We start from the raw sequence: 18,809 nt of genomic DNA, 5'->3' as shown, positions 1-18,809 counted from the left end.
CCTTTGGGGGTTTCTGAGTAATAGCTATTGATTACTCACCATCGACATATGAGAATGAAAAAGGTTTGCTGATGATGCGCACGGTTGCCCTTTTGACCCTGTTGGCCCTGACCCCGGCTTTTGCCCAGGCGCCCCGCCTGACCACCCCCGAGGAGGTGGCCCGGGTGGAGGTGATTCGCCGGGCCTTGCCTGCAGTGGTCAAGATTTTTGGCATCCTGCGCGACCCCCAGACCGGCAACGAAGGCCCCACCAACGGCTCGGGGTTTTTTTATGCACCCAGCCGCATCATCACCAACTACCACGTGGTACAGGACTTGCGCGACATCAGCGTGGAGCTCTTTGATGGGCGCTCCTTCCCGGCCCAGGTGTTTGCGGTGGACAAGGGCATTGATATCGCCATCCTGACCGTGCAGGGGGTAACGGCCCCCGCCCAGCTTTCCTTCGCTAGCTCGCAGAATCTGCCGGTGGGCATGGGGCTGGTGGTGATTGGCAGCCCCTTTGGACAGCGCAACCTGGCCTCCTACGGCATTCTGGCCGGAACCGGCCCCACCGCGGCAGAGAAAAACGACCTTGACCCCGAGGTGGGCGCGGAAATTGGCGACCTGCTCTTCACCGATGCCCGCATCGTGCAGGGCAACTCGGGGGGCCCGGTGCTCGACCTGCAAGGCCGGGTGGTGGGGGTGGCCAACGCCACCCTGGGCGACCTGAGCGGGGTAGGCGGAGTGGGGGTGGCCATTCCGGGTGACCTGGTGCGGCAAAGCGTGAGCGACCTCGAGCGCTTCGGGGTGCCCCAGCGGGGCACCCTGGGCGCCACCCTGCTCGACCTGGGCGAACTGGACCCCATCCTGCTGGGGCGGGTGGGCTTGCTTTCCACCCGCGGGGCCATGATTGAAAAGGTGCAGCCCGGCGGCCCCGCCGCTCGCGCGGGCTTACGCCCGGCCCAGCGCGACCAGCGCGGCAAGCTAATCAGCCTGGGCGACGTCATCCTGGCCGTCAATGGCCGCACCATGCGCAACGCCGGCGAGGTCACCCAGACCATTGCCCGCTACCGCCCTGGCGATCGGGTCAATCTGACCATCTGGCGCAACGGACGGCGGCTGGATGTCACGCTGACGATGATTGCCAGGCGCTGATGCGCCTGCCGAGGGTCGAGGGTCAAGCGCTCAATCACAAACAGCCCTTGACACTCGGCCCTCAACCCTGGACGCTATAGCACGATGTATATCGCCATCGAGGGTGTGATTGGGGTGGGCAAGACCACCCTGGCCCGGCTGCTGGCCGAGCGGCTGGGGGCCGAGAGTCTGCATGAGGTGGTGGAGGAGAACCCCTTTTTGCCGCTGTTCTATCAAGATCCGGTGCGCTACGGCTTTAAGGTGCAGGTGTTTTTCCTCCTCTCGCGCTACAAGCAACTGCTGCCCCTCTCGCAGCCCAGCCTGTTTGCGCGGGGGGTGGTGGCCGACTATCTGTTCGACAAGGACGCAATCTTTGCCGCCATGAACCTGAGCGGGGCCGAGTGGGAGCTGTACAACGACCTCTACACCCACCTCTCGCCCAAGCTGCCCACCCCCGACCTGACCCTCTACCTGCGGGCCCCCCTGCCGGTCATACTGGAGCGCATCCGCCGCCGGGGAAGGGTTTTCGAGAAGCAGATGGAACCCGAGTACCTGGCCCGCCTGAGCGAGTTCTACGAGCGCCACTTCGCTACCTACCCCAATCCCCTATGGATACTGGACACCCAGGAGTTCAACTTTGCCGAGCGCGAGGCCGACCGGGACTGGGTGGTGCGGCGCGTACAGGAAAGATTGGGCATCCCGGCAGCCAACCCGGGGCATGCTGGCCCTACCTCGAGCCCTGCGGGCCTCGAGCGCTCTTGAAGCATCCAACACCGCCTTGTTTTTGGCCCTAGACCCCCGACGCTGAACCCTCGACGCCCATGTATATCGCCATTGCAGGGAATATTGGCTCCGGTAAGTCCACCCTGACCGGACTGCTGGCCCAACGCTATGGGCTTTTGCCGGTCTACGAGGCCGTGGACGAGAACCCCTACCTGGCCGACTTCTACGCCGACATGAGGCGCTGGGCCTTCCAGTCGCAGGTATTCTTCCTGGCCAAGCGACTGGCCCAGCACCTCGAGCAGATCAACCCCGCCCAGCACGTGGTGCAGGATCGCACCATCTTCGAGGATGCCTTTATCTTCGCCCAGAACCTGTGGCTCGAGGGCCACCTCTCCGAGCGGGACTGGCAGACCTACCTGGCCCTCTACGAGGGTATTGCGCCCGCGCTACGCAAGCCCGACCTGCTGATTTATGTGCGGGCCTCGGTTGAAACCCTGCAAGCCCACATTGCCCGCAGGGGGCGGGCCTACGAGCAAACCATCCCCACCGAGTACCTAGCCTCGCTCAACCGTCTCTACGAAGCCTGGGTTGGGGCCTACGACCTCTCGCCGGTGCTGGTGATTTCCAGCGACACCGTCAACTACGCCGAAGATGAAGAAGCCCGCGAGCTCATGTTTCGGATGCTGGAAGCCTACGGCCTGAGCACCCCGCTGGTTTAGTCCGCCGCCACACCCACCTTCTGCCGGATCTCGGGAATCCGGGCCAGGAAGGCCCCGGTAGGGCTGTTGGTCTGGGCCACGTCTTCGGGGGTACCTTCGGCCACAATCTGGCCCCCGCGTGCGCCCCCCTCCGGCCCCAGATCCACCACCCAGTCGGCGGTCTTGACCACGTCCATGTTGTGCTCGATCACCACCACGGTATTGCCCCCCTCTACCAGGCGGTGCAGGACGGAGAGCAGCTTGGCGGTGTCCTCGAAGTGCAGACCGGTGGTGGGCTCGTCGAGGATGTACAGGGTGCGCCCGGTGGAGCGGCGGCCCAGTTCGGTGGAGAGCTTAATGCGCTGGGCCTCGCCGCCCGAGAGGGTGGGCGAGGGTTGGCCCAGCTTCATGTAGCCCAGGCCCACGTCCACCATCAGTTGCAGCTTGCGGGCAATGGTGGGGATATTTTCAAAGAAGCCCAGCGCCTCCTCTACGGTCATGTCCAGAACGTCGGCGATGTTCTTGCCTCTGAGCTTTACCTCCAGGGTTTCTTTGTTGTAGCGCTTGCCCTTGCAGACCTCGCACTGTACATAGAGGTCGGGCAGGAAGAGCATCTCGATCTTTTTGGTGCCGTCGCCGCTGCAAGCCTCGCAACGCCCCCCTTTGACGTTGAAGCTGAAGCGCCCGGCCTCGTAGCCGCGCTTGCGGGCCTCGGGGGTCTTGGAGAAGAGGTCCCGAATTTCGTCGAAGATGCCGGTGTAGGTAGCGGGATTGGAGCGGGGGGTGCGGCCAATGGGCGACTGGTCAATCTCAATGACCTTATCCAGGTGCTCGATGCCCTCGAGGCCGTCGAAGCGGCCCGGAATGGCCTTGGCCCGCATCAGGTCTCGAGCCAGCGCAGCATAAAGGATGTCGTGAACCAGGGTGGACTTACCCGACCCTGACGGCCCGGTAATGGCCACAAACTTCCCCAGCGGAACTCGGAGGGTGATGTTCTTAAGGTTGTGCTCCCGGGCCCCCTTGACCACCAGCCACTTGCCGTTACCCTTGCGCCGGGTTTTGGGAACTGCAATGTGCTTGCTGCCCCGCAGATAGGCCCCGGTCAGGCTCTTTGGGTGGGCCAGAATGTCCTCGAGCCGCCCCTCGGCCACCACCTCGCCCCCGTGTACCCCAGCCCCCGGCCCCATATCCACAATCCAGTCCGCCTCGCGCATGGTTTCTTCGTCGTGCTCCACCACCAAGAGGGTGTTGCCCAGGTCGCGCAGCTTCTTGAGGGTGGAAAGAAGGCGCTGGTTGTCGCGGGGGTGCAGCCCGATGGAGGGTTCGTCCAGCACGTAGAGTACCCCGGTCAGGCCCGAACCCACCTGCGTTGCCAGCCGAATCCGCTGGGCCTCGCCGCCCGAGAGGGTGTTGGCCGAACGGTCGAGGGTCAGGTAGTCCAGGCCCACATCCTCCAGAAACCCCAGCCGGCTGTAGATCTCGCGCCAGATGGGAGCGGCCACCTGCACCTGGAACTCGTTCAGGTTGCGGTGCTCCCTGGGCTCAGCCAGGCCCTCGAGGGGGATGCGATAGGCCTTGAGCTGCTCCCCCACCTCGAGCAGGTTGTTGTGAGCCACTGCCTGGAAGAACTGCTTGGCCTCGCGCACCGGCAGGTTGGAGACCTCGGCAATGTTGAACTGCCCTACCCGCACCGAGAGCACCTCCCGCTTGTAGCGCGTACCCGCGCAGGCCGGGCAGGCCTTGAGGGTCATGTAGGCTTCCAGCGCCTCGCGCAGCCCTTCGGACTCGGTCTCGCGGTAGCGGCCCTCGAGCCAGGGCACCACCCCCTCGTAGCTCACCATAAAGCGCATGGTCTCGCGCCCGTTGCGCCGGAAGACCACCTCAAAAGGCTCGGGCAGGCCGTACAGCACCGCCTGCTGAGCCTTTGGCGAGAGCTGTTTGAAAGGGGTCTTCATGTCGAAACCCAGGTGCTCCGAGAGCGCCCGCAACCGATCCCACAGGTAGCCCTTGCCGTTGTCGCGGCCCTTGCTCCAGGGGATGATGGCCCCCTCGGCCAGCGAGAGCTCGGGGTTCACAATCAGCTCGGGGTCGAAGACCTGGTTGTAGCCTAGGCCCGAGCAGTCCGGGCAGGCGCCGTAGGGTGCGTTGAAGGAGAAGATGCGGGGCTCGAGCTCCTCCAGCACGCTCCCGTGCTCCGGGCAGGCGAACTTTTCCGAGAAAAGCTCTTCATTGCCGCTATCCGGGTACAAAACCCGCATCAGCCCCTCGCCCCGCAGGAGTGCCAGCTCCACCGACTCGGCGATGCGGGCGCGTTCCTCCGGCTTCAAGACCACCCGATCCACCACCAGGTCAATGTCGTGCTTCTCGTACTTCTCCAGCCTGAGCCCCAGGGCTTCTTCCAGGGTATAGATCACGCCGTCTACTCGCACCCGGGCGTAGCCCTCTTTTTGCAGTTGCTGGAACTCCTTGCGGTACTCGCCCTTGCGCCCCCGCACCACCGGGGCCATCAGGATGGCCTTGGTGCCCTCGGGCTGGCGAAAGAGCCGGTCGGTGATCTCCGAGGCCGACTGCCGCTCGATGGGCCGCCCGCAGTGGGGGCAGTAGGCGGTGCCCACACGGGCAAACAGGAGGCGCAGGTAGTCGTGTACCTCGGTGACCGTACCCACCGTGGAGCGAGGGTTGTGCGAGGTGGTCTTTTGGTCAATGGAGATAGCCGGCGAAAGCCCCTCGATGCTCTCCACATCGGGCTTTTCCATCACCCCCAAAAACTGCCTCGCATACGACGACAGGCTCTCCACGTAGCGGCGCTGCCCTTCGGCGTAAATGGTATCGAAGGCCAGGGTGCTCTTGCCCGAGCCCGAGACCCCCGTAATGACGATGAACTGCCCCCGGGGCAGTTCAACGGTAATGTTCTTCAGGTTGTGCTCTTTGGCTCCCCGGACGATAATCCTGTCCATCCGAGCACTATAACACCCGCCCCTGGGTTATGTAAATAACATAGCTTCAATACGAAAAGGGTGTATGCTATGGGGTTTACCGCACCACCAGGTCGGCCACCCAGACAATCTCGCAGGCCCCGTTGCCGGTGTCGTGGCGAATGGTGGAGGTGTTCCAGTAAAAACCATTGGGGCCCTTCACGTTGACCAGAAACCCCCGGATACGCACCAGGTTGCCGGGCTTGAGGCGCTCCAGGCGCACCCGAATGTTGTCATTGCCCGGAATCAGGTGCATGTTGGCGCTGCTGACCACAATTTCCCCCACCGGGATGGGCGGATCCCCGCGCCAGGCATAAAAGTAGAAGCGATCCGACTGGCGGATGCTCAGCTGGCGAATCACCGCAGTGTCGGACATCCGGCCCCAGCCCAGGGCCAGGTCTACCGGGGAAATTGCCGCGGCGGCATCGTAGCGATAGAGACGCCTGGAAAGTACGCGGGCCTCGAGCTCAAAGTAGGCCACTGGCTCGAACTGATAACCGGGTTTCTCCAGCCGCACCTCGCTTTCTGGCGTGAGTGGGGTCTGGAAGGGCGCACGAGGAGCCAGCACCCCCGGCGGGCGGGCGATGGGCCGGGCCTGCACCTCCCGGATCAACCAGAAGGTACTCCCCGCCAGGATGAGCATTAGCCAGAAGAGCCGCACCTTCGCAGTCTAGCCGCAGATAGCCAGCAAGGCCGGTCAAATTTCATCCTTGGCCAGGTCGTTGAAGCGCACGTGCTGGGCGTGGAACTGAAGCTCTACGGTTCCGGTAGGGCCGTTGCGCTGCTTGCCCACAATAATCTCGGCGATTCCGGCTTTTTCGGAGTGCGGGTTGTAGTATTCGTCGCGGTAGATGAACATGACCAGGTCGGCGTCCTGCTCGATAGAGTTGTGCACGATGATGTTGTTAGCAACAAAGTTATGGGGGCCTGGCACCGTAAGGTCGAAAACCTCCTCCTGGCCCGCAGCCTCGATAGAGGTTACGGTGTCCCAGTAAACATCGCTTGCTGCCAGCAGCTTCAATGCCTCCGAACCCAGAGCCTCGGCCATCCGCCGGGTGCGCTCCCGGCTCAGGTTCTGCTTGAAAAGGGTTATGCCGGAATAGGCCATACCCAGAGCTCGGTGCAGCTCCCGGTGGCTCATACCTGAAGCGGCCAGATCGGTTCTGGCAGGCTTTAGCCACAAATCGAGTGGAATTACGTCCCGGTTGGTGTTCTCTGCACGGGCCAGCAAATAGCCCTCGACTTCCGCCAGCGCATTTTGCTTGTAACGCCCCACGGCGCCCACCGCCCGCACAAAGCGTAGCAGGTCGGACTGGCCGCTCACGATCACATGGAACTGATCATGCCCTTTGCCTTTTTGGGGCACCCGCTTGAGTCTGGCGTTGATACCCAGGTGCAGTAGCAGGGTTTGCACGTCCTGGGCCAGCCCCTCACTGCTGCTGGCATAGTAGACCGCGGGGTACGGGGCCTTGCCGCGGCGCAGGCGAATGCAACCGTCGGTAGACCACAAGTGCCGCAAGAATCGAGCAATGGCCGGGGCGGGTTGGGCGAATACCGGCGCCGGAACCCGCTTTTGGTGAGAGCGCAACCCCCAGACGCCCAGCTCCTCGAGCCACACGGCCACCGGGTTGCGCTTACCCCGGCCCAGCGGCTGTGCTGAAGTCAAATAGACCTGCCACCAGCCCCGCTCGCGCTTAATTTTGGGGGTGATGGCCTGGGCAAAAACCGCCCTGGCCAGATCGGCCACGGTTTGCGCCAGATCGCTCTCCTTAGTGGTGTATTGCAGGCTGTGCCGGGGCAGGGTACAGCCATCACCGATCAAGTGACCCAGCAAAGCCAGCTCGTCTTGGCTCAGGCTTTGCCGCTCGTCGGAGGCCAGCCGCCGTGGTAAGGCCAGGTAATCGCCGACCGCCAGCTCGTCCAGCCGCTTCCAGCCCTGAGCCGTGAGGAACTTATGGTTGGCCGTGGCGCGGATGCTACGACCCAGTCGGGTAGTCAGGGCAAACACGGTCTTTATACCGGTCGAGAAAGCACGGCTCACTTTAGCCGGCCTGAGTTGTTGGGTGGTTTCATCGAGCGCGAGCACCTCGAAGCCGCTCTTGCCCACCAGGTCTCGGAGGAGCTGCCTCGAGCCATCCGCCATCTGCACCAGCGTATCTCCACTCAGGCAGCCCGATTCCCTCAAATCGGAGAGCATGGGCCTTTTGTTGGGCCGCGACTCCACCGCCCGGGATAGCTGCGAGAGGGCAATCACGGGGACATTCAGCTCGCGGGCCAGGCCCTTGAGGCCGCGGGAAATCTGGGCAATCTCTTGCTGGCGGTTCTCACCACCGTTCTTACTGCCGCCGGGGCCGGACATCAGTTGCAGGTAGTCAATCACAATCAGGCCCAGCTTGTGCTGGGCGTGCAGGCGGCGGGCGCGGGCGCGCAGTTCCATCAGGGTCATGTCGGAGGTATCGTCAATCAGGATGGCCGCGTCGGAGATGCGGCCTGCCACGTCCACCAGGCGGGAAAAGTCGCGGTCGGTAAGCTGGCCCTGGCGCAGCCGGTTCATATCTATGCGGGCCTCGGAGCAGAGCATCCGGGTGACCAGTTGCACGGCGGGCATCTCCAGCGAGAAGATGGCCACCCCGACCCCTTCGCCCCGCAGAGCCACGTTCTGGGCGATGGTCAGAGCGAAGCTGGTTTTGCCCATGCTGGGACGCGCCGCGATGATGTTGAGCGAACCACTCGTCAGGCCACCAATCAGGGCGTCGAGTTCACGGAAGCCGCTCTTGATGCCATCCACCTGCCCCTTGTTCTCGTAGAGCAGCTGGATGTGTTCGAAGGTCTCGTGGACGAGTTCCTTCATGCTCTGGAACTCGGAGCGGGCCCCCTGGGTGGAGACCTCGAGCACCTTGCGCCCGGCGGTGTCGAGGATGTCCTCCAGGCTCCCTTCCTCGTCGTAGGCCATTTTCATGGCCTCCCCCGCCGCCGTGATGAGCTTGCGCAGCGTCCACTTTTCGGCCACAATCCGCCCGTAGTAGTCGGCATAGGCCGCCGTGGGGGTGTGTTCCGAAAGCCCCACCAGGTACGAGAGCCCTCCGATGTTCTCGAGTTCCCCACTTTGCCGGAGCTGCTCGGAGAGCGTTACCAGGTCTACCGGGTCGCGCCGGGCCCTGAGCGCCACCATGGCCTCCCAGATTTTGCGGTGGGCTTCCTTGTAAAAAGCGTCAGGGGCCAGCAGCCCCTCGAGCCTGTCCAGCACTTCACTATCCAGCAGCACCGAACCCAGCACACTGGCCTCGGCATCCAGATTATGAGGGGGCACACGGCCCTCGAGCGGGGTGGTTGCCATGCGAATGCTCCTATCTACTACACCAATATCAGCAAGTTCTTACTCTATTCAATCCAGGCGGGTTTGGCAAAGGTCAACCGAGTTCAAAGCTCCTGTGCTTGCCAACTACAACAAGCTCTGCTATATTCTTATCTGCCATCGGCGAGCGTTCCGCGATAGCTCAGCTGGTAGAGCGTTCGACTGTTAATCGAATGGTCGCAGGTTCGAGCCCTGCTCGCGGAGCCAGACAACCCAGGGAAACCTGGGTTTTTTTCATAGCCGCCCCGCCTCGATGATGCTGGACAAAAACTGCTGGGTGCGCTCGTGCTGGGGCTGGGAGAATATTTGTTCGGGGGGGCCTTCCTCGTGCACCACCCCTTCGTACATGAAGCAGACTTTGCTGGCCACCTCTTTGGCAAAGCCCATCTCGTGGGTGGCCAGAATCATGGTCATGCCCTCCCGGGCCAGCTCGCGCAGCAGGTTCAGCACCTCCGAGACCAGCTCAGGGTCGAGGGCCGAGGTAATCTCGTCCAGCAGCAGCAGCATGGGCTCCATGGCCAGCGCCCGCACAATGGCCACGCGCTGCTGCTGGCCGCCCGAAAGCTGGTCGGGGTAGGCCCGGGCCTTGTGCTCGAGGCCAATGCGCCGCAGAAGGGCCAGGGCTTTCTCCTGGGCCTCGGCCTCGGGCATCCGGAGCACCTGAGTGGGGGCCAGGGTAATGTTTTGCAGCACGGTCATGTGGGGAAACAGGTTGAAACTCTGGAACACAATGCCCACGTCGCGCCTCAGGGCATTCAAGTCCACCCCTGGCCCGGTGATGCGGTCTCCGTGGAGCCGGATCTCGCCCCCTTGGATCTCCTCGAGGCCGTTCACACAGCGCAGCAGGGTAGATTTCCCGCAGCCCGAAGGCCCAATCAGGCAAACCACCTGGTGTTCCTCCACGCTCAGATTGAGGCCGCGCAGCACCTCGTTGGCGCCAAAGCGCTTGTGTACGTTTTTGACTTCCAGGAAGCTCATTTAGAGCCTCCTGCGCTGAGCGCCCAAACAAAGGCGGGCAGGGCGTCTGGGGTCAAGGGTTTATGGTTCATGGCATCCGCTTTCTGGTTTTCAAACCAACTCCAGGCTTATAACCAACTCTCAGCTACACACAAAGGGTGGGGGTTGGTGGTGGGAGGCAGGCGGTAGTTCTTCCACACCTGCCCCCTGCCCTCTAACCCCTGCTCCCTATCGCCAACCTCCTACGGCATGCAAAGTGTTCAAGCGAACTTGGCATCGCACATCTGGCTCTTCTCCTCTACCCCTGCCGGAAGCGGGCCCGGTCGCGCTCTACCAGCCGGTCTACCAGGCGGGTCTGGGGAATGGTAATCAGGATAAAAAGAATGGCTACTGTGGTCACGGCAGACAGATTGAAGTCGTTGGAGGCGATGATGCGGGCCTGGTTGAAGGCATCTATCACCCCCACCACATTGACCAGCGCGGTGTCTTTTTGCATACCGATGAAGTTGTTGAGCAAGGGCGGAATGATGCGCCGCACCGCCTGAGGAATAATCACAAAACGCAGGGTCTGGCCATAGGAGAGGCCCAGGCTGCGGGCGGCGGCCCACTGGCTGGGGTGGATGCTCTCGAGGCCCGCCCGGTAGACCTCGGCCATGTAGGCCCCGTAGGTCAGGGTCAGGGCCAGCACCGCCAGGGCCTCTAAGGGCAGGCTGCGAAAGAAGCCAATGCCGGTGAGGGGCAGGCCAAAGCCAATCAGGTAAATCACGATGATGGAAGGCAGGCTCAGGAAAGCATCGGTGTAAAAAGTGGCGATGAAGCGAATGGGCTGGGCCGGTTTGCCCGGCAGGAGCTTGGCCACAGCCACCACCAGGCCCCAGACCAGGGAGAAAAACCCTGCAAACAGGAAAATGACCACATTGACCCAGAAGGCTTTGAGAATCAGGCCAAAGGAGTTAGCGATTAGCTCGAGCTGAAAAAAAGTGCGCCCCACAGCCACGTTGTTGGCAATGAAAAACAGTACGAACAACAAAAACAGCAAAAGCGCCCCGGCATAGCCCAGGGTAAACCAGGCCCAGGTGTGGGCCTCGGCGCCATGAACTCTGGCGGCAATCAGGTTTTCGCTTTGCAAAGCCCGCCGGGCTGCGCTCGCCTGCCCCAGGCTGCGGCCCGCGGGGAACAGAAGGCCCAGGGGCAAAAGCGCCACCAGCACCAGCAAAAAGTCGGCCCAGAGCGCCCGAAACTGGTTGACAGACATAACCTGCTTGACCTGCCACATGACCCAAGCCGTCGCCAGCAAGAGCAAAATGGCCAGCGTTAGCGCCACCAGAGCAAATCCAAAGCCATCCCGTGGCAGGGTCGGATTGCGCCGACGTGCTTCCTTGCTGTTTGAGCCCGGCTCCCTCATGGATAAGCGATTTTACTGGAAAAAGCCGGGGGTGCATCTCTGCACCCCCGAGGTGGAACATCGGTACACCGCTTGGTTACGCCACCCCAGGTTTCAAGTTGCCTTTGGACTTTGGATGACGATAGACCTTAGACCATCACCGATTGACTATTGACCTTTACCTAGGGCCGCCAGACCGGCACGGTGGTGGGGTCAATGCCCCATTCCTTGGCAAGATAGGTCTGGGAAAGCTTTTTGAGGGTGCCGTCTTTTTCCAGGGCTTCCAGAATTTTGTCCACCTGCGCCCGGTTGGCGTTGCCCTTGGCAAAAAGGGCCCCGTAGTTCTCGCCGGTCTGGAACTGCCCGACTACCGCCAGGGCGCCATTGGACTTGGCCGCCTCCGAGAGCACAATGGAGGTATCTATGATGAAAGCATCAATCTGACCGGCACGCAGGGCGGTAAAGCCCGCTGCCACATCGGGGAAAACCCGGGTCAGGTTCTGGGGGTGCTTGAGGGTATCGCTCAGGAACTTGGCTGCCGTGGTGGCCTGCTGCACCCCTAAGCGGGCGGTTTTAAGGCTGGCCGGGCCGGTAAATTTGGCCTTGTCGGCAGCCCGCACCAGCACGCCAATGTCGGAGGAGAAGTAGGGGCGGGAGAAGTCCACCACGCGCTTGCGGGCTTCGGTGATGGTGATCTGGGAGAGGGCAAAGTCGAAGTTGCGGGTCTGACCAGCAATCAGCGCATCCCAGGCCACGTTCTGCACCACCACTTTATCCAGCCCGGCGCGGTGGGCAATGTTGGCGGCCAGGCAGTACTCGAAGCCGTCCTTGATGGTGGCGGGGCTATCGCCGTTCCAGAAGCCAGGCCCCGGCAGGTTGGTTTGCACCGTGAGTTGGCCCGCCACCGCAGGACGAATAGGAAACTGTCCTTTTTGGCCGGTTACTTCACAATTGCCAATCCTGGTCTGGGCCATTCCCAGCGAAGCAAGGGTTACTAGACCTACTATCCACAGTCGTTTCACTTCAAACCTCCCCGGTACAGTGGAGCCACTTACTGCTAAAGAACGTCGTGCTCAACATTACAAAACCCAGATGAGAGTGTCAACGACCTGGTGAGGGCTGGGGCTTGATGGTGGGCTGTAAATACCAATGGCTGGCGACGATGGGCGGCGCATTCCAGGCTTTGTGCAGCCTTTGCTTACAGAGTTTCCCAAGGCATCGGCTACAATGTATAGGCTGTGCAGGAGCGGATTAGAAATTTCTCCATCATCGCGCACGTAGATCACGGCAAGTCTACGCTGGCGGATCGGATTCTCCAGATGACCCGGGCGGTCTCGGAGCGGGAAATGCGTGAGCAGTTTTTGGATTCCTTGGAGCTCGAGCGCGAGCGTGGCATCACCATCAAGGCCAGTGCGGTGCGGCTGTTCTACGAGAGCAAGTCGGGCCAGACCTACACCTTCAACCTGATCGACACCCCCGGCCACGTAGACTTTGGCTACGAGGTCAGCCGGGCGCTGGCCGCCGTGGAGGGGGTTCTCCTGGTGGTGGACGCCTCTCAAGGAGTGGAGGCCCAGACCATCGCCAACTTCTACCTGGCCATGGAGCACGAGCACACCATCATCCCGGTCATCAACAAGATTGACCTGCCGGGGGCAGAGCCGCTCGAGGTCGCGCTCGAGGTGGAAGAAGTGCTGGGCATTCCCGCCGACGACTGCGTGTTTGCCTCTGGCAAGACCGGGCAGGGGGTGGACGAGATTCTGGAGGCCATCGTGGCCCGCATCCCGGCCCCCAAGGGCCAGCCCACCAACCCCACCCAGGCCCTGATCTTTGACTCCATCTACGATGCCTATCAGGGGGTCATCCCCTATGTGCGGGTAATGGATGGCAGCATCAAACCGGGCGACACCATCCGCATCTGGTCTACCGGCAAGGAATTCAGCGTGGACAAGGTGGGGGTTTTTCGGCCTGGCGCCCTCGAGCCGGTTGGGCAGCTAGGCCCCGGCGAGGTGGGCTGGGTGACGGCCTCGATTCGCGAGATTGGCGATGCCCAGGTCGGCGATACCATCACCTCGGCCCAAAACCCCTGCCAGGCCCCCTATCCGGGCTTCCAGCCGGCCAAGCCGGTGGTGTTTGCCGGCCTCTACCCCACCGACACCCAGGAGTACAACCGGCTGCGCGAGGCCCTGGAAAAGCTCAAGCTCAACGACGCAGCCCTCTCCTTTGAGCCGGAAACCTCGGAGGCCCTGGGCTTTGGCTTCCGCTGTGGCTTTTTGGGGTTGTTACACGCCGAGATTGTGCAGGAAAGGCTCGAGCGGGAGTTCAACCTCGACCTGATCTCCACCGCCCCCAGCGTGATTTACCGGGTCAGGCTCTCGGACGGCTCCGAGGTCGAGATTCACAACCCCTCCGAACTGCCCAGCCCGGACAAAATTGAGGCCATCTACGAGCCTTACGTCAAGCTCACGGTCTATACCCCCGAAGAATACGTGGGCTCCATCATGCAGCTTTTGCAGGAAAAGCGCGGCAAGATGGGCAACATGCACTACATCGGCAAGCGGGTCGAGCTGGTCTACGAGGTGCCGTTTGGTGAGATCCTCTACGACTTCCACGACCGCCTGAAGTCCATCAGCCGGGGCTATGCCTCCATGGACTACGAGCAGATCGGCTACCAGGAAGGCGATCTGGTCAAGGTTAGCATCCTGGTGAACGAAGAGCCGGTAGACGCACTGGCCTTTATCGCCCACAAGGACAAAGCCTATGGCATTGGGCGCGAGATAGTGGACAAGCTGGGGGAGGTGATCCCCCGCCAGCAGTTTGCGGTGCCCATCCAGGCCGCCATTGGGGGCAAGATTATCGCCCGCGCCACCGTAAAGGCCCTGCGCAAAGACGTGCTGGCCAAGTGCTACGGCGGCGACATCACCCGCAAGAAAAAGCTTCTGGAAAAGCAAAAGGAAGGCAAGAAGCGCATGAAGGCCATCGGCAAGGTAGACGTACCGCAGGAGGCCTTCCTGGCGGTGTTGTCGGCAGGGCGCGACTAATTCAGGGTGATATCGGTCAGTCGCGTGGGCAGGTTGCGGGGAGCCGCCTCGAAGCGCAGGGGGTTGGCAGGCACGCGGGAGTCCCGACTGCCCTGGTGAATCTCGCCCTGGAGGGAAAACTGTACCTGCACCGCGCTGTGCTCAGCGCGGAGGGGCGTGGGCGGGGTGGTGGGGCAAAGGGCTAGCGTAGCCAAACCTCCCTCGTCAAACCCCAGGCAATTGCGGTAGCTAACCACAAAGCCCCCCGGCTGCACGTAGTCGGCCAGCAGGTTGCCTGAGCCCTCAGAAATGGTAGTGGGAATGATGGCAGGGAAACCGTTGGGGAGGCGGCTCGAGCCCACCGGGACATTGCGCTCGTAAATGTACAGCAGCCATTTACTGTTGTTAGCGGGGTCGGGGCCGGGGTTTTCGGCCCCGGTAGCCCTGCTTACCACCCAGCCCCGGTTGAGGGGGTAGACCATTACAAACTTGACCACCTCTACGCCATTTTCAACTGTTGGAGGCCAGAGCAGCGCAATAGCGGAATCCTGGCCAATGCGCCAGGTGTTGTTGTTGGTGGAGGGGTTCCGCACCGTGTAGCCCCCTACACTGCCGATGGTCAGGGTAACGCCAGGGGGGTAAACAAAGGCGGCCTTGGCTATGTAATCGCTCACCAGATTACCCGCGTTGCGCAGGTCTTCGGTGAGGAGCTGGGAATTCTGCACAAAACGCAGGCTATCGCTACTGCTGCGCAGCCCGGCGGCGATCAGGCCCAGGATGGCCACGCTAATGACGGCAGCAATCAGCATTTCAATGAGGGTAATGCCTGTTTTACGCATAGAACCTTTACAAGGGAGGCAGGGCAACCTCAGTGGAGAAGCTATAAGAGCGGTTTTGCGGGCCGGTGAACTGAAGGGTGATCCGGCGCAGCACCACCTGGGTTCCGATGGTCTGGATCGTGGCCAGGCTGGCCGAGGGGTTGCTAAAGCCGCTGGGCGGCGATACCGAGGGCAGCACCGCAGCGTTGAAGGCCGCCCTGGTAGACCAGCTAGCCCGCACATTGTCGAAGTAGCTCCGGGCAAAGGCCTGAGCCTGGGTGTCGATCTGGGCATTGCGGGTGAGGGTGAAGCTCGAGCCAAAGTAGGTCAGGATCAGAATGGTCAATGAGAGGATGGCCAGCGCTACCATCACCTCAACAAAAGAAAAACCACTACGGCGCACGAACCACCACCTTTCCGGTTCGACCGACCACATTGACATTGAGCACCCGGTTGCCAGGCCCTCGCAGGACATAGCTGCCATTGGCCCCACTGGTCACGATGCCATAGGGGGCATCGAACCGAACGGTGCCGCCGCCCGAGGGTACGCTCTGAAAAACCACCCCTGGGGGCAGCGATTTACTGGGGAGCGATGCCAGCTCGCTGGTTCGGCCCACCCGGTAGGTATTGGAGTTGGCGCTGGCCTGAAAGGAAAAGTTGACCGACTGCCGCCTCGCCTGCTGGCGGATGTTGAGGAGCTCAGTAGCCACCTGCGTAGCCGCCTCGCGGATGGCCAGGCTCTGCTGATAAGAACGTAGCGAAACAAAGCCCACCCCCAGCAGGATGCCGAGCACTGCCAGCACTATCAGAAACTCCACCAGGCTGATGCCACTCGGGGAGGGTCTATTCACTGCCCCACCACTTCCCATATACCCCTGCTGAGCTGGGCCTGCTGTCCACCCGGAATACGGGGTCGCAGACGAGCATCGTGATAGATGTCGAGCTTGACCGGGGCCAGCACGCCCGTATCGGCAGCGACCAGGGCGCCCCGCAGATCCCAGCGCCCTCCCATGTTGTAGCCCCGGCCATTCTGAATCACGCTGAAGATGGCATTGGCGGAGTATAAAAGCCCATCGGTACGCAACGCCCCTGCGGAGCGGTTCTGCATCGTTTCGTTCCAGAGTTGCTTGAGCGAATTGTTGTTGAAGAAGCTCGAGGTAATCTCGTACCGCACCGCCCGGCTAAGAATGGCGTTCACCTGGGCCTGGGTGAGCGCTACGCTGCCCAGTGAACGCTCCCCCTGGCAGGTGTGAACCCGGGCCCCAGCACTGAGGGTCTGGTAGCTGGAGTAGCGGACAGGGTCGTGATTGCAACCATCGCCAAAGTAAACTTCGTTCTCGCCATAGGTGTAAAAGCGGGGCCGGTAGTTGTTATTTCGCAACCAGCGCTGCAGCTCGCTGCGGTTGAAGTTGGTCACCTCGGTCAGGGCCAGGTTTGGGCGATAAAGGGGGTCATCTTGCCAGCTTACCCGTGCACCACTGCCGCACCCCGGCTGGGAGGGGTTGTCCCGACAAACGCTCATGGGGAGCTGGATTCGGTTGTTTTGCAGAAGATTGAGATTGTCCGCCATAAAGGTATCTATGCTCAAAAAATCCCCCATGAGCGTATTGCCTCCGGCAATCAGGTTGAGCTGGGGCAGACGGCTGGGGTCGCGGTAATCGCAGGCCTGCAGGGCGCTGCCCTGGCCGCAGTCGTAGATCAGGTCGCCCAGGATATACACGTTGTCGCGGGCCAGAATAGTGCCGTTACCCCGCACCCGGCCCCGGATGACCACGTCGCCGTTGATGAAGACCGTGCCGCTAAGGGTGATGGGGATAACTGAGCCATCCAGGATGACGTTGTTGCGGGAAAGGCCCAGCGCCGCCGAGTCGAGGGTCTGTAAACTCGAGCCTCCCGGCCAGGCGATGCTGCTGGGGTTCACCAGTATGGGGGCGCTGATGCTGCCGGTAAAATAGTTCTCGTTGCGGTTCTCCAGGCTGGTCTGCACCGCGTCGAGCCACTCGTCATCGTCGATCAGGCGGTTGTTGTTGTCGTCGGGGATGGGCAGGGGGAAGAAGTCGGGGAGTTCGCCATCGGGGTAGCGGTTGCTAAAGGCGGCCAGGTTGGTGCTGTCCGGGTAGTTGTAGTAGAGGTTCTGGGGGGTGGTGCAGTTGCTCGGGGTGCTGCAGTCGGCAGGGGTGGGGCGCAGGGGGGTGGTGGAGCGGATGCGGGTCTGGCCCGGCTCCAAGGTGGTGAAGTACTGTGCGGAGGGCTCGAGGCGACCGCTATACTGCTGGCGAACCGTGCCCCGGGTGACGAGCGAACCGTGTACCGTACCCGCTTCCTGATCGTCCCGCATAACCAGGTCTTCCAGCACCCCCACCTTGATGCGCCGCCACCAGGTGCTGGGGTCGCTGGGGTTGGGGTTACCCCGCAGGGCGTCCATGCTGCGCACCTCGAGGTGGCAGAAAATACAGTCGGCTTTGTTGGTCAGGAAGGGGTAGTCGAAGGGAAAGGGGGCCCGGGCCACGCGGAATACCTGCCGCAGCCGCCGGGTGGTTCCATCGGATAGGGTGCCGGTAGAGATCACGGTCAGCTCGATCTGGGCCTCCCCCGAGGGCGTGGTGGTGTCGCGCCGGGAGACTTGCACCTCAAAACGGCTTCCATCCTCCAGACTTTGGGGCTGGCCAAACAGACTGGCAATGACACCGCCGTTGGTCAAGCCCATGTGATCCAGGGCCAAGCGGTAACCGGTCACGCTAGAGGAGCTGGCTTCCGCAAGTACCTGGTGCCACAGCCGAACCACGGCCCGCTCGAGGCCCGCCTCGGCAGCAAACTGGGCCTGCGAGGTGCGGAGGGCGTCCTGGGCGTTGCGGCGGTTGTTGAGCGAGGTAAGCGTAGCAACGCTCACCAGAATGATGACAATAAACATAAATACCAGCGTTGAGACGAGCGTAATTCCCTTGTTGCCTGGCATGGAGCGCCTCCAAATCCCGTAAGCCTATCTGCATGATTTGCAATTCGTTCGTATTGTAACACCCCCTGTTGGGGGTGTTGATTGCCCAAAAGTTTACAACCTCAGAAACCAAACGCCCTTCACAAACAGGACATACCGGGCCAACCGCAGCGAGGGTAGGCCCGAAAGCACTCAAATACTCAGCAGCCCCAGGCTGCGGGCCCGCTCGAGGGCCTCCACACGGTTGCGGGCCTCGAGTTTTTCGTAGAGCCGTACCAGATGATCCTTGACGGTCTCGGGCGAGATGTGCAGATGGCGGGCAATTTCCTTGGTCGAAAGCCCCTGGGCCATCCACTGCAGCACCTCTTGCTCGCGAGCGGTGAGTTTGGGGAGCTCCGGCGCCCGCAGGCGGGGCTCTAGCCCCAGGCTAAGCCGACGCAGGCGCTCGGCCAGGGCCTCGGGTGGCAGTTCTTTCGACCAGTAAGCATCGGCGCCCGCCAGAGCCGCCTGCTGAACCAAGACCGGTTCGTTGAAGGTGGTCAGGAGGGTAATCAGGCCCCGGTAGCGCTGCTCGCGCAGCATTCGCGCGGCGGTAATCCCGTCCATGTGGGGCATCCGCACATCCAACACCACCCCATCCGGCAGCAGTTGCATGCACAGGTTCAGGGCTTCCTGGCCGTCGCCAGCCTCCCCTACTACCTCGAAGCCTTCGCGCTCGAGGGCCGCCCGCAGGCCCACGCGGAACAGGGGGTGGTCGTCGGCTATGAGGAGGCGCATCTAGCTGACAACATAACACAAGACCCTCTGGCAAAGTCACAGAGGGTCTTGCTCGGCG

At 62.1% G+C, this 18,809-nt stretch carries 15 protein-coding genes and 1 tRNA gene; 5 read left to right on the top strand and 11 right to left on the bottom strand.

Annotated elements, in window-relative coordinates; all coding sequences use genetic code 11:
- Nucleotides 1–74: 74 nt before the first annotated feature.
- From J3L12_RS12885 to J3L12_RS12875, 3 genes are all read left to right on the top strand, one after another.
- The gene (locus J3L12_RS12885) at nt 75–1,133 is read left to right on the top strand and encodes a trypsin-like peptidase domain-containing protein (protein ID WP_208015487.1); all 1,059 of its coding nucleotides are present in this window, start codon (nt 75–77) and stop codon (nt 1,131–1,133) included.
- A gap of 84 nt (nt 1,134–1,217) precedes the next feature.
- Complete coding sequence (locus J3L12_RS12880) at nt 1,218–1,874, top strand: deoxynucleoside kinase (RefSeq protein WP_208015466.1); 657 nt, start codon at nt 1,218–1,220, stop codon at nt 1,872–1,874.
- 59 nt (nt 1,875–1,933) lie between these two features.
- Nucleotides 1,934–2,554 (top strand): deoxynucleoside kinase, encoded by a 621-nt coding sequence (locus tag J3L12_RS12875; RefSeq protein ID WP_208015465.1) that lies wholly within the window; start codon nt 1,934–1,936, stop codon nt 2,552–2,554.
- Here J3L12_RS12875 and uvrA read toward each other — a convergent pair.
- From uvrA to J3L12_RS12860, 3 genes are all read right to left on the bottom strand, one after another.
- The gene (gene uvrA / locus J3L12_RS12870) at nt 2,551–5,490 is read right to left on the bottom strand and encodes an excinuclease ABC subunit UvrA (protein WP_208015464.1); all 2,940 of its coding nucleotides are present in this window, start codon (nt 5,488–5,490) and stop codon (nt 2,551–2,553) included. The two genes, J3L12_RS12875 and uvrA, sit on opposite strands and share 4 nt — an antisense overlap.
- A 76-nt stretch (nt 5,491–5,566) precedes the next feature.
- On the bottom strand, nt 5,567–6,169 hold the full coding sequence (locus tag J3L12_RS12865) for a hypothetical protein (RefSeq protein ID WP_208015463.1): 603 nt from the start codon (nt 6,167–6,169) through the stop codon (nt 5,567–5,569).
- Nucleotides 6,170–6,205: 36 nt separating this feature from the next.
- The gene (locus J3L12_RS12860) at nt 6,206–8,845 is read right to left on the bottom strand and encodes a replicative DNA helicase (RefSeq protein ID WP_208015462.1); all 2,640 of its coding nucleotides are present in this window, start codon (nt 8,843–8,845) and stop codon (nt 6,206–6,208) included.
- Nucleotides 8,846–8,994: 149 nt separating this feature from the next.
- Between J3L12_RS12860 and J3L12_RS12855 the strand changes: the two genes are divergently transcribed.
- Nucleotides 8,995–9,070 (top strand) — tRNA-Asn (locus J3L12_RS12855).
- Nucleotides 9,071–9,097: 27 nt separating this feature from the next.
- Here the strand turns inward: J3L12_RS12855 and J3L12_RS12850 are convergent.
- The 3 genes from J3L12_RS12850 to J3L12_RS12840 form a co-directional block, all read right to left on the bottom strand.
- Nucleotides 9,098–9,841, bottom strand: a complete 744-nt coding sequence (locus J3L12_RS12850; RefSeq protein ID WP_208015461.1) for an amino acid ABC transporter ATP-binding protein — start codon at nt 9,839–9,841, stop codon at nt 9,098–9,100.
- A gap of 277 nt (nt 9,842–10,118) precedes the next feature.
- A complete protein-coding gene (locus tag J3L12_RS12845) occupies nt 10,119–11,144 on the bottom strand; it encodes an amino acid ABC transporter permease (RefSeq protein WP_347708900.1) in 1,026 nt (341 codons plus the stop codon).
- Nucleotides 11,145–11,386: 242 nt separating this feature from the next.
- Complete coding sequence (locus J3L12_RS12840) at nt 11,387–12,226, bottom strand: ABC transporter substrate-binding protein (RefSeq protein WP_208015459.1); 840 nt, start codon at nt 12,224–12,226, stop codon at nt 11,387–11,389.
- Between the two features lie 216 nt (nt 12,227–12,442).
- On the opposite strand from J3L12_RS12840, the gene lepA reads away from it, so the two are divergent.
- On the top strand, nt 12,443–14,242 hold the full coding sequence (gene lepA / locus J3L12_RS12835; protein ID WP_208015458.1) for a translation elongation factor 4: 1,800 nt from the start codon (nt 12,443–12,445) through the stop codon (nt 14,240–14,242).
- Here lepA and J3L12_RS12830 read toward each other — a convergent pair.
- The 5 genes from J3L12_RS12830 to J3L12_RS12810 all read right to left on the bottom strand — a co-directional run bounded on the left by J3L12_RS12830 (nt 14,239) and on the right by J3L12_RS12810 (nt 18,751).
- Nucleotides 14,239–15,060 (bottom strand): type II secretion system protein, encoded by an 822-nt coding sequence (locus J3L12_RS12830; protein WP_208015457.1) that lies wholly within the window; start codon nt 15,058–15,060, stop codon nt 14,239–14,241. The two genes, lepA and J3L12_RS12830, sit on opposite strands and share 4 nt — an antisense overlap.
- A gap of 7 nt (nt 15,061–15,067) precedes the next feature.
- Nucleotides 15,068–15,442, bottom strand: coding sequence for a prepilin-type N-terminal cleavage/methylation domain-containing protein (locus J3L12_RS12825; protein WP_208015456.1), 375 nt, complete (start codon nt 15,440–15,442; stop codon nt 15,068–15,070).
- Nucleotides 15,432–15,890: a prepilin-type N-terminal cleavage/methylation domain-containing protein gene (locus J3L12_RS12820; protein WP_208015455.1), complete on the bottom strand. Its 459-nt coding sequence runs from the start codon at nt 15,888–15,890 to the stop codon at nt 15,432–15,434. Before J3L12_RS12820 ends, J3L12_RS12825 begins: the two co-directional genes overlap by 11 nt.
- Nucleotides 15,887–17,950, bottom strand: coding sequence for a pilus assembly PilX N-terminal domain-containing protein (locus J3L12_RS12815; RefSeq protein ID WP_243455223.1), 2,064 nt, complete (start codon nt 17,948–17,950; stop codon nt 15,887–15,889). Before J3L12_RS12815 ends, J3L12_RS12820 begins: the two co-directional genes overlap by 4 nt.
- Before the next feature lie 216 nt (nt 17,951–18,166).
- Nucleotides 18,167–18,751, bottom strand: coding sequence for a response regulator transcription factor (locus tag J3L12_RS12810; RefSeq protein ID WP_208015453.1), 585 nt, complete (start codon nt 18,749–18,751; stop codon nt 18,167–18,169).
- Nucleotides 18,752–18,809 lie beyond the last annotated feature (58 nt).

The sequence above is a fragment of the Meiothermus sp. CFH 77666 genome (genome assembly GCF_017497985.1).
GTDB lineage: Bacteria > Deinococcota > Deinococci > Deinococcales > Thermaceae > Meiothermus.
The sequence above is the reverse complement of the archived record's forward strand: the minus strand, read 5'-3'. Positions and strand labels throughout refer to the sequence as shown.

Excerpts from the sequence above, each read along its gene's own strand:
- J3L12_RS12885 (WP_208015487.1), top strand. The coding sequence starts at position 75 with ATGCGCACGGTTGCCCTTTTGACCCTGTTGGCCCTGACCCCGGCTTTT.
- J3L12_RS12880 (WP_208015466.1), top strand. The coding sequence starts at position 1,218 with ATGTATATCGCCATCGAGGGTGTGATTGGGGTGGGCAAGACCACCCTG.
- J3L12_RS12875 (WP_208015465.1), top strand. The coding sequence starts at position 1,934 with ATGTATATCGCCATTGCAGGGAATATTGGCTCCGGTAAGTCCACCCTG.
- uvrA (WP_208015464.1), bottom strand. The coding sequence starts at position 5,490 with ATGGACAGGATTATCGTCCGGGGAGCCAAAGAGCACAACCTGAAGAAC.
- J3L12_RS12860 (WP_208015462.1), bottom strand. The coding sequence starts at position 8,845 with ATGGCAACCACCCCGCTCGAGGGCCGTGTGCCCCCTCATAATCTGGAT.
- J3L12_RS12850 (WP_208015461.1), bottom strand. The coding sequence starts at position 9,841 with ATGAGCTTCCTGGAAGTCAAAAACGTACACAAGCGCTTTGGCGCCAAC.
- J3L12_RS12830 (WP_208015457.1), bottom strand. The coding sequence starts at position 15,060 with ATGCGTAAAACAGGCATTACCCTCATTGAAATGCTGATTGCTGCCGTC.
- J3L12_RS12815 (WP_243455223.1), bottom strand. The coding sequence starts at position 17,950 with ATGTTTATTGTCATCATTCTGGTGAGCGTTGCTACGCTTACCTCGCTC.
- J3L12_RS12810 (WP_208015453.1), bottom strand. The coding sequence starts at position 18,751 with ATGCGCCTCCTCATAGCCGACGACCACCCCCTGTTCCGCGTGGGCCTG.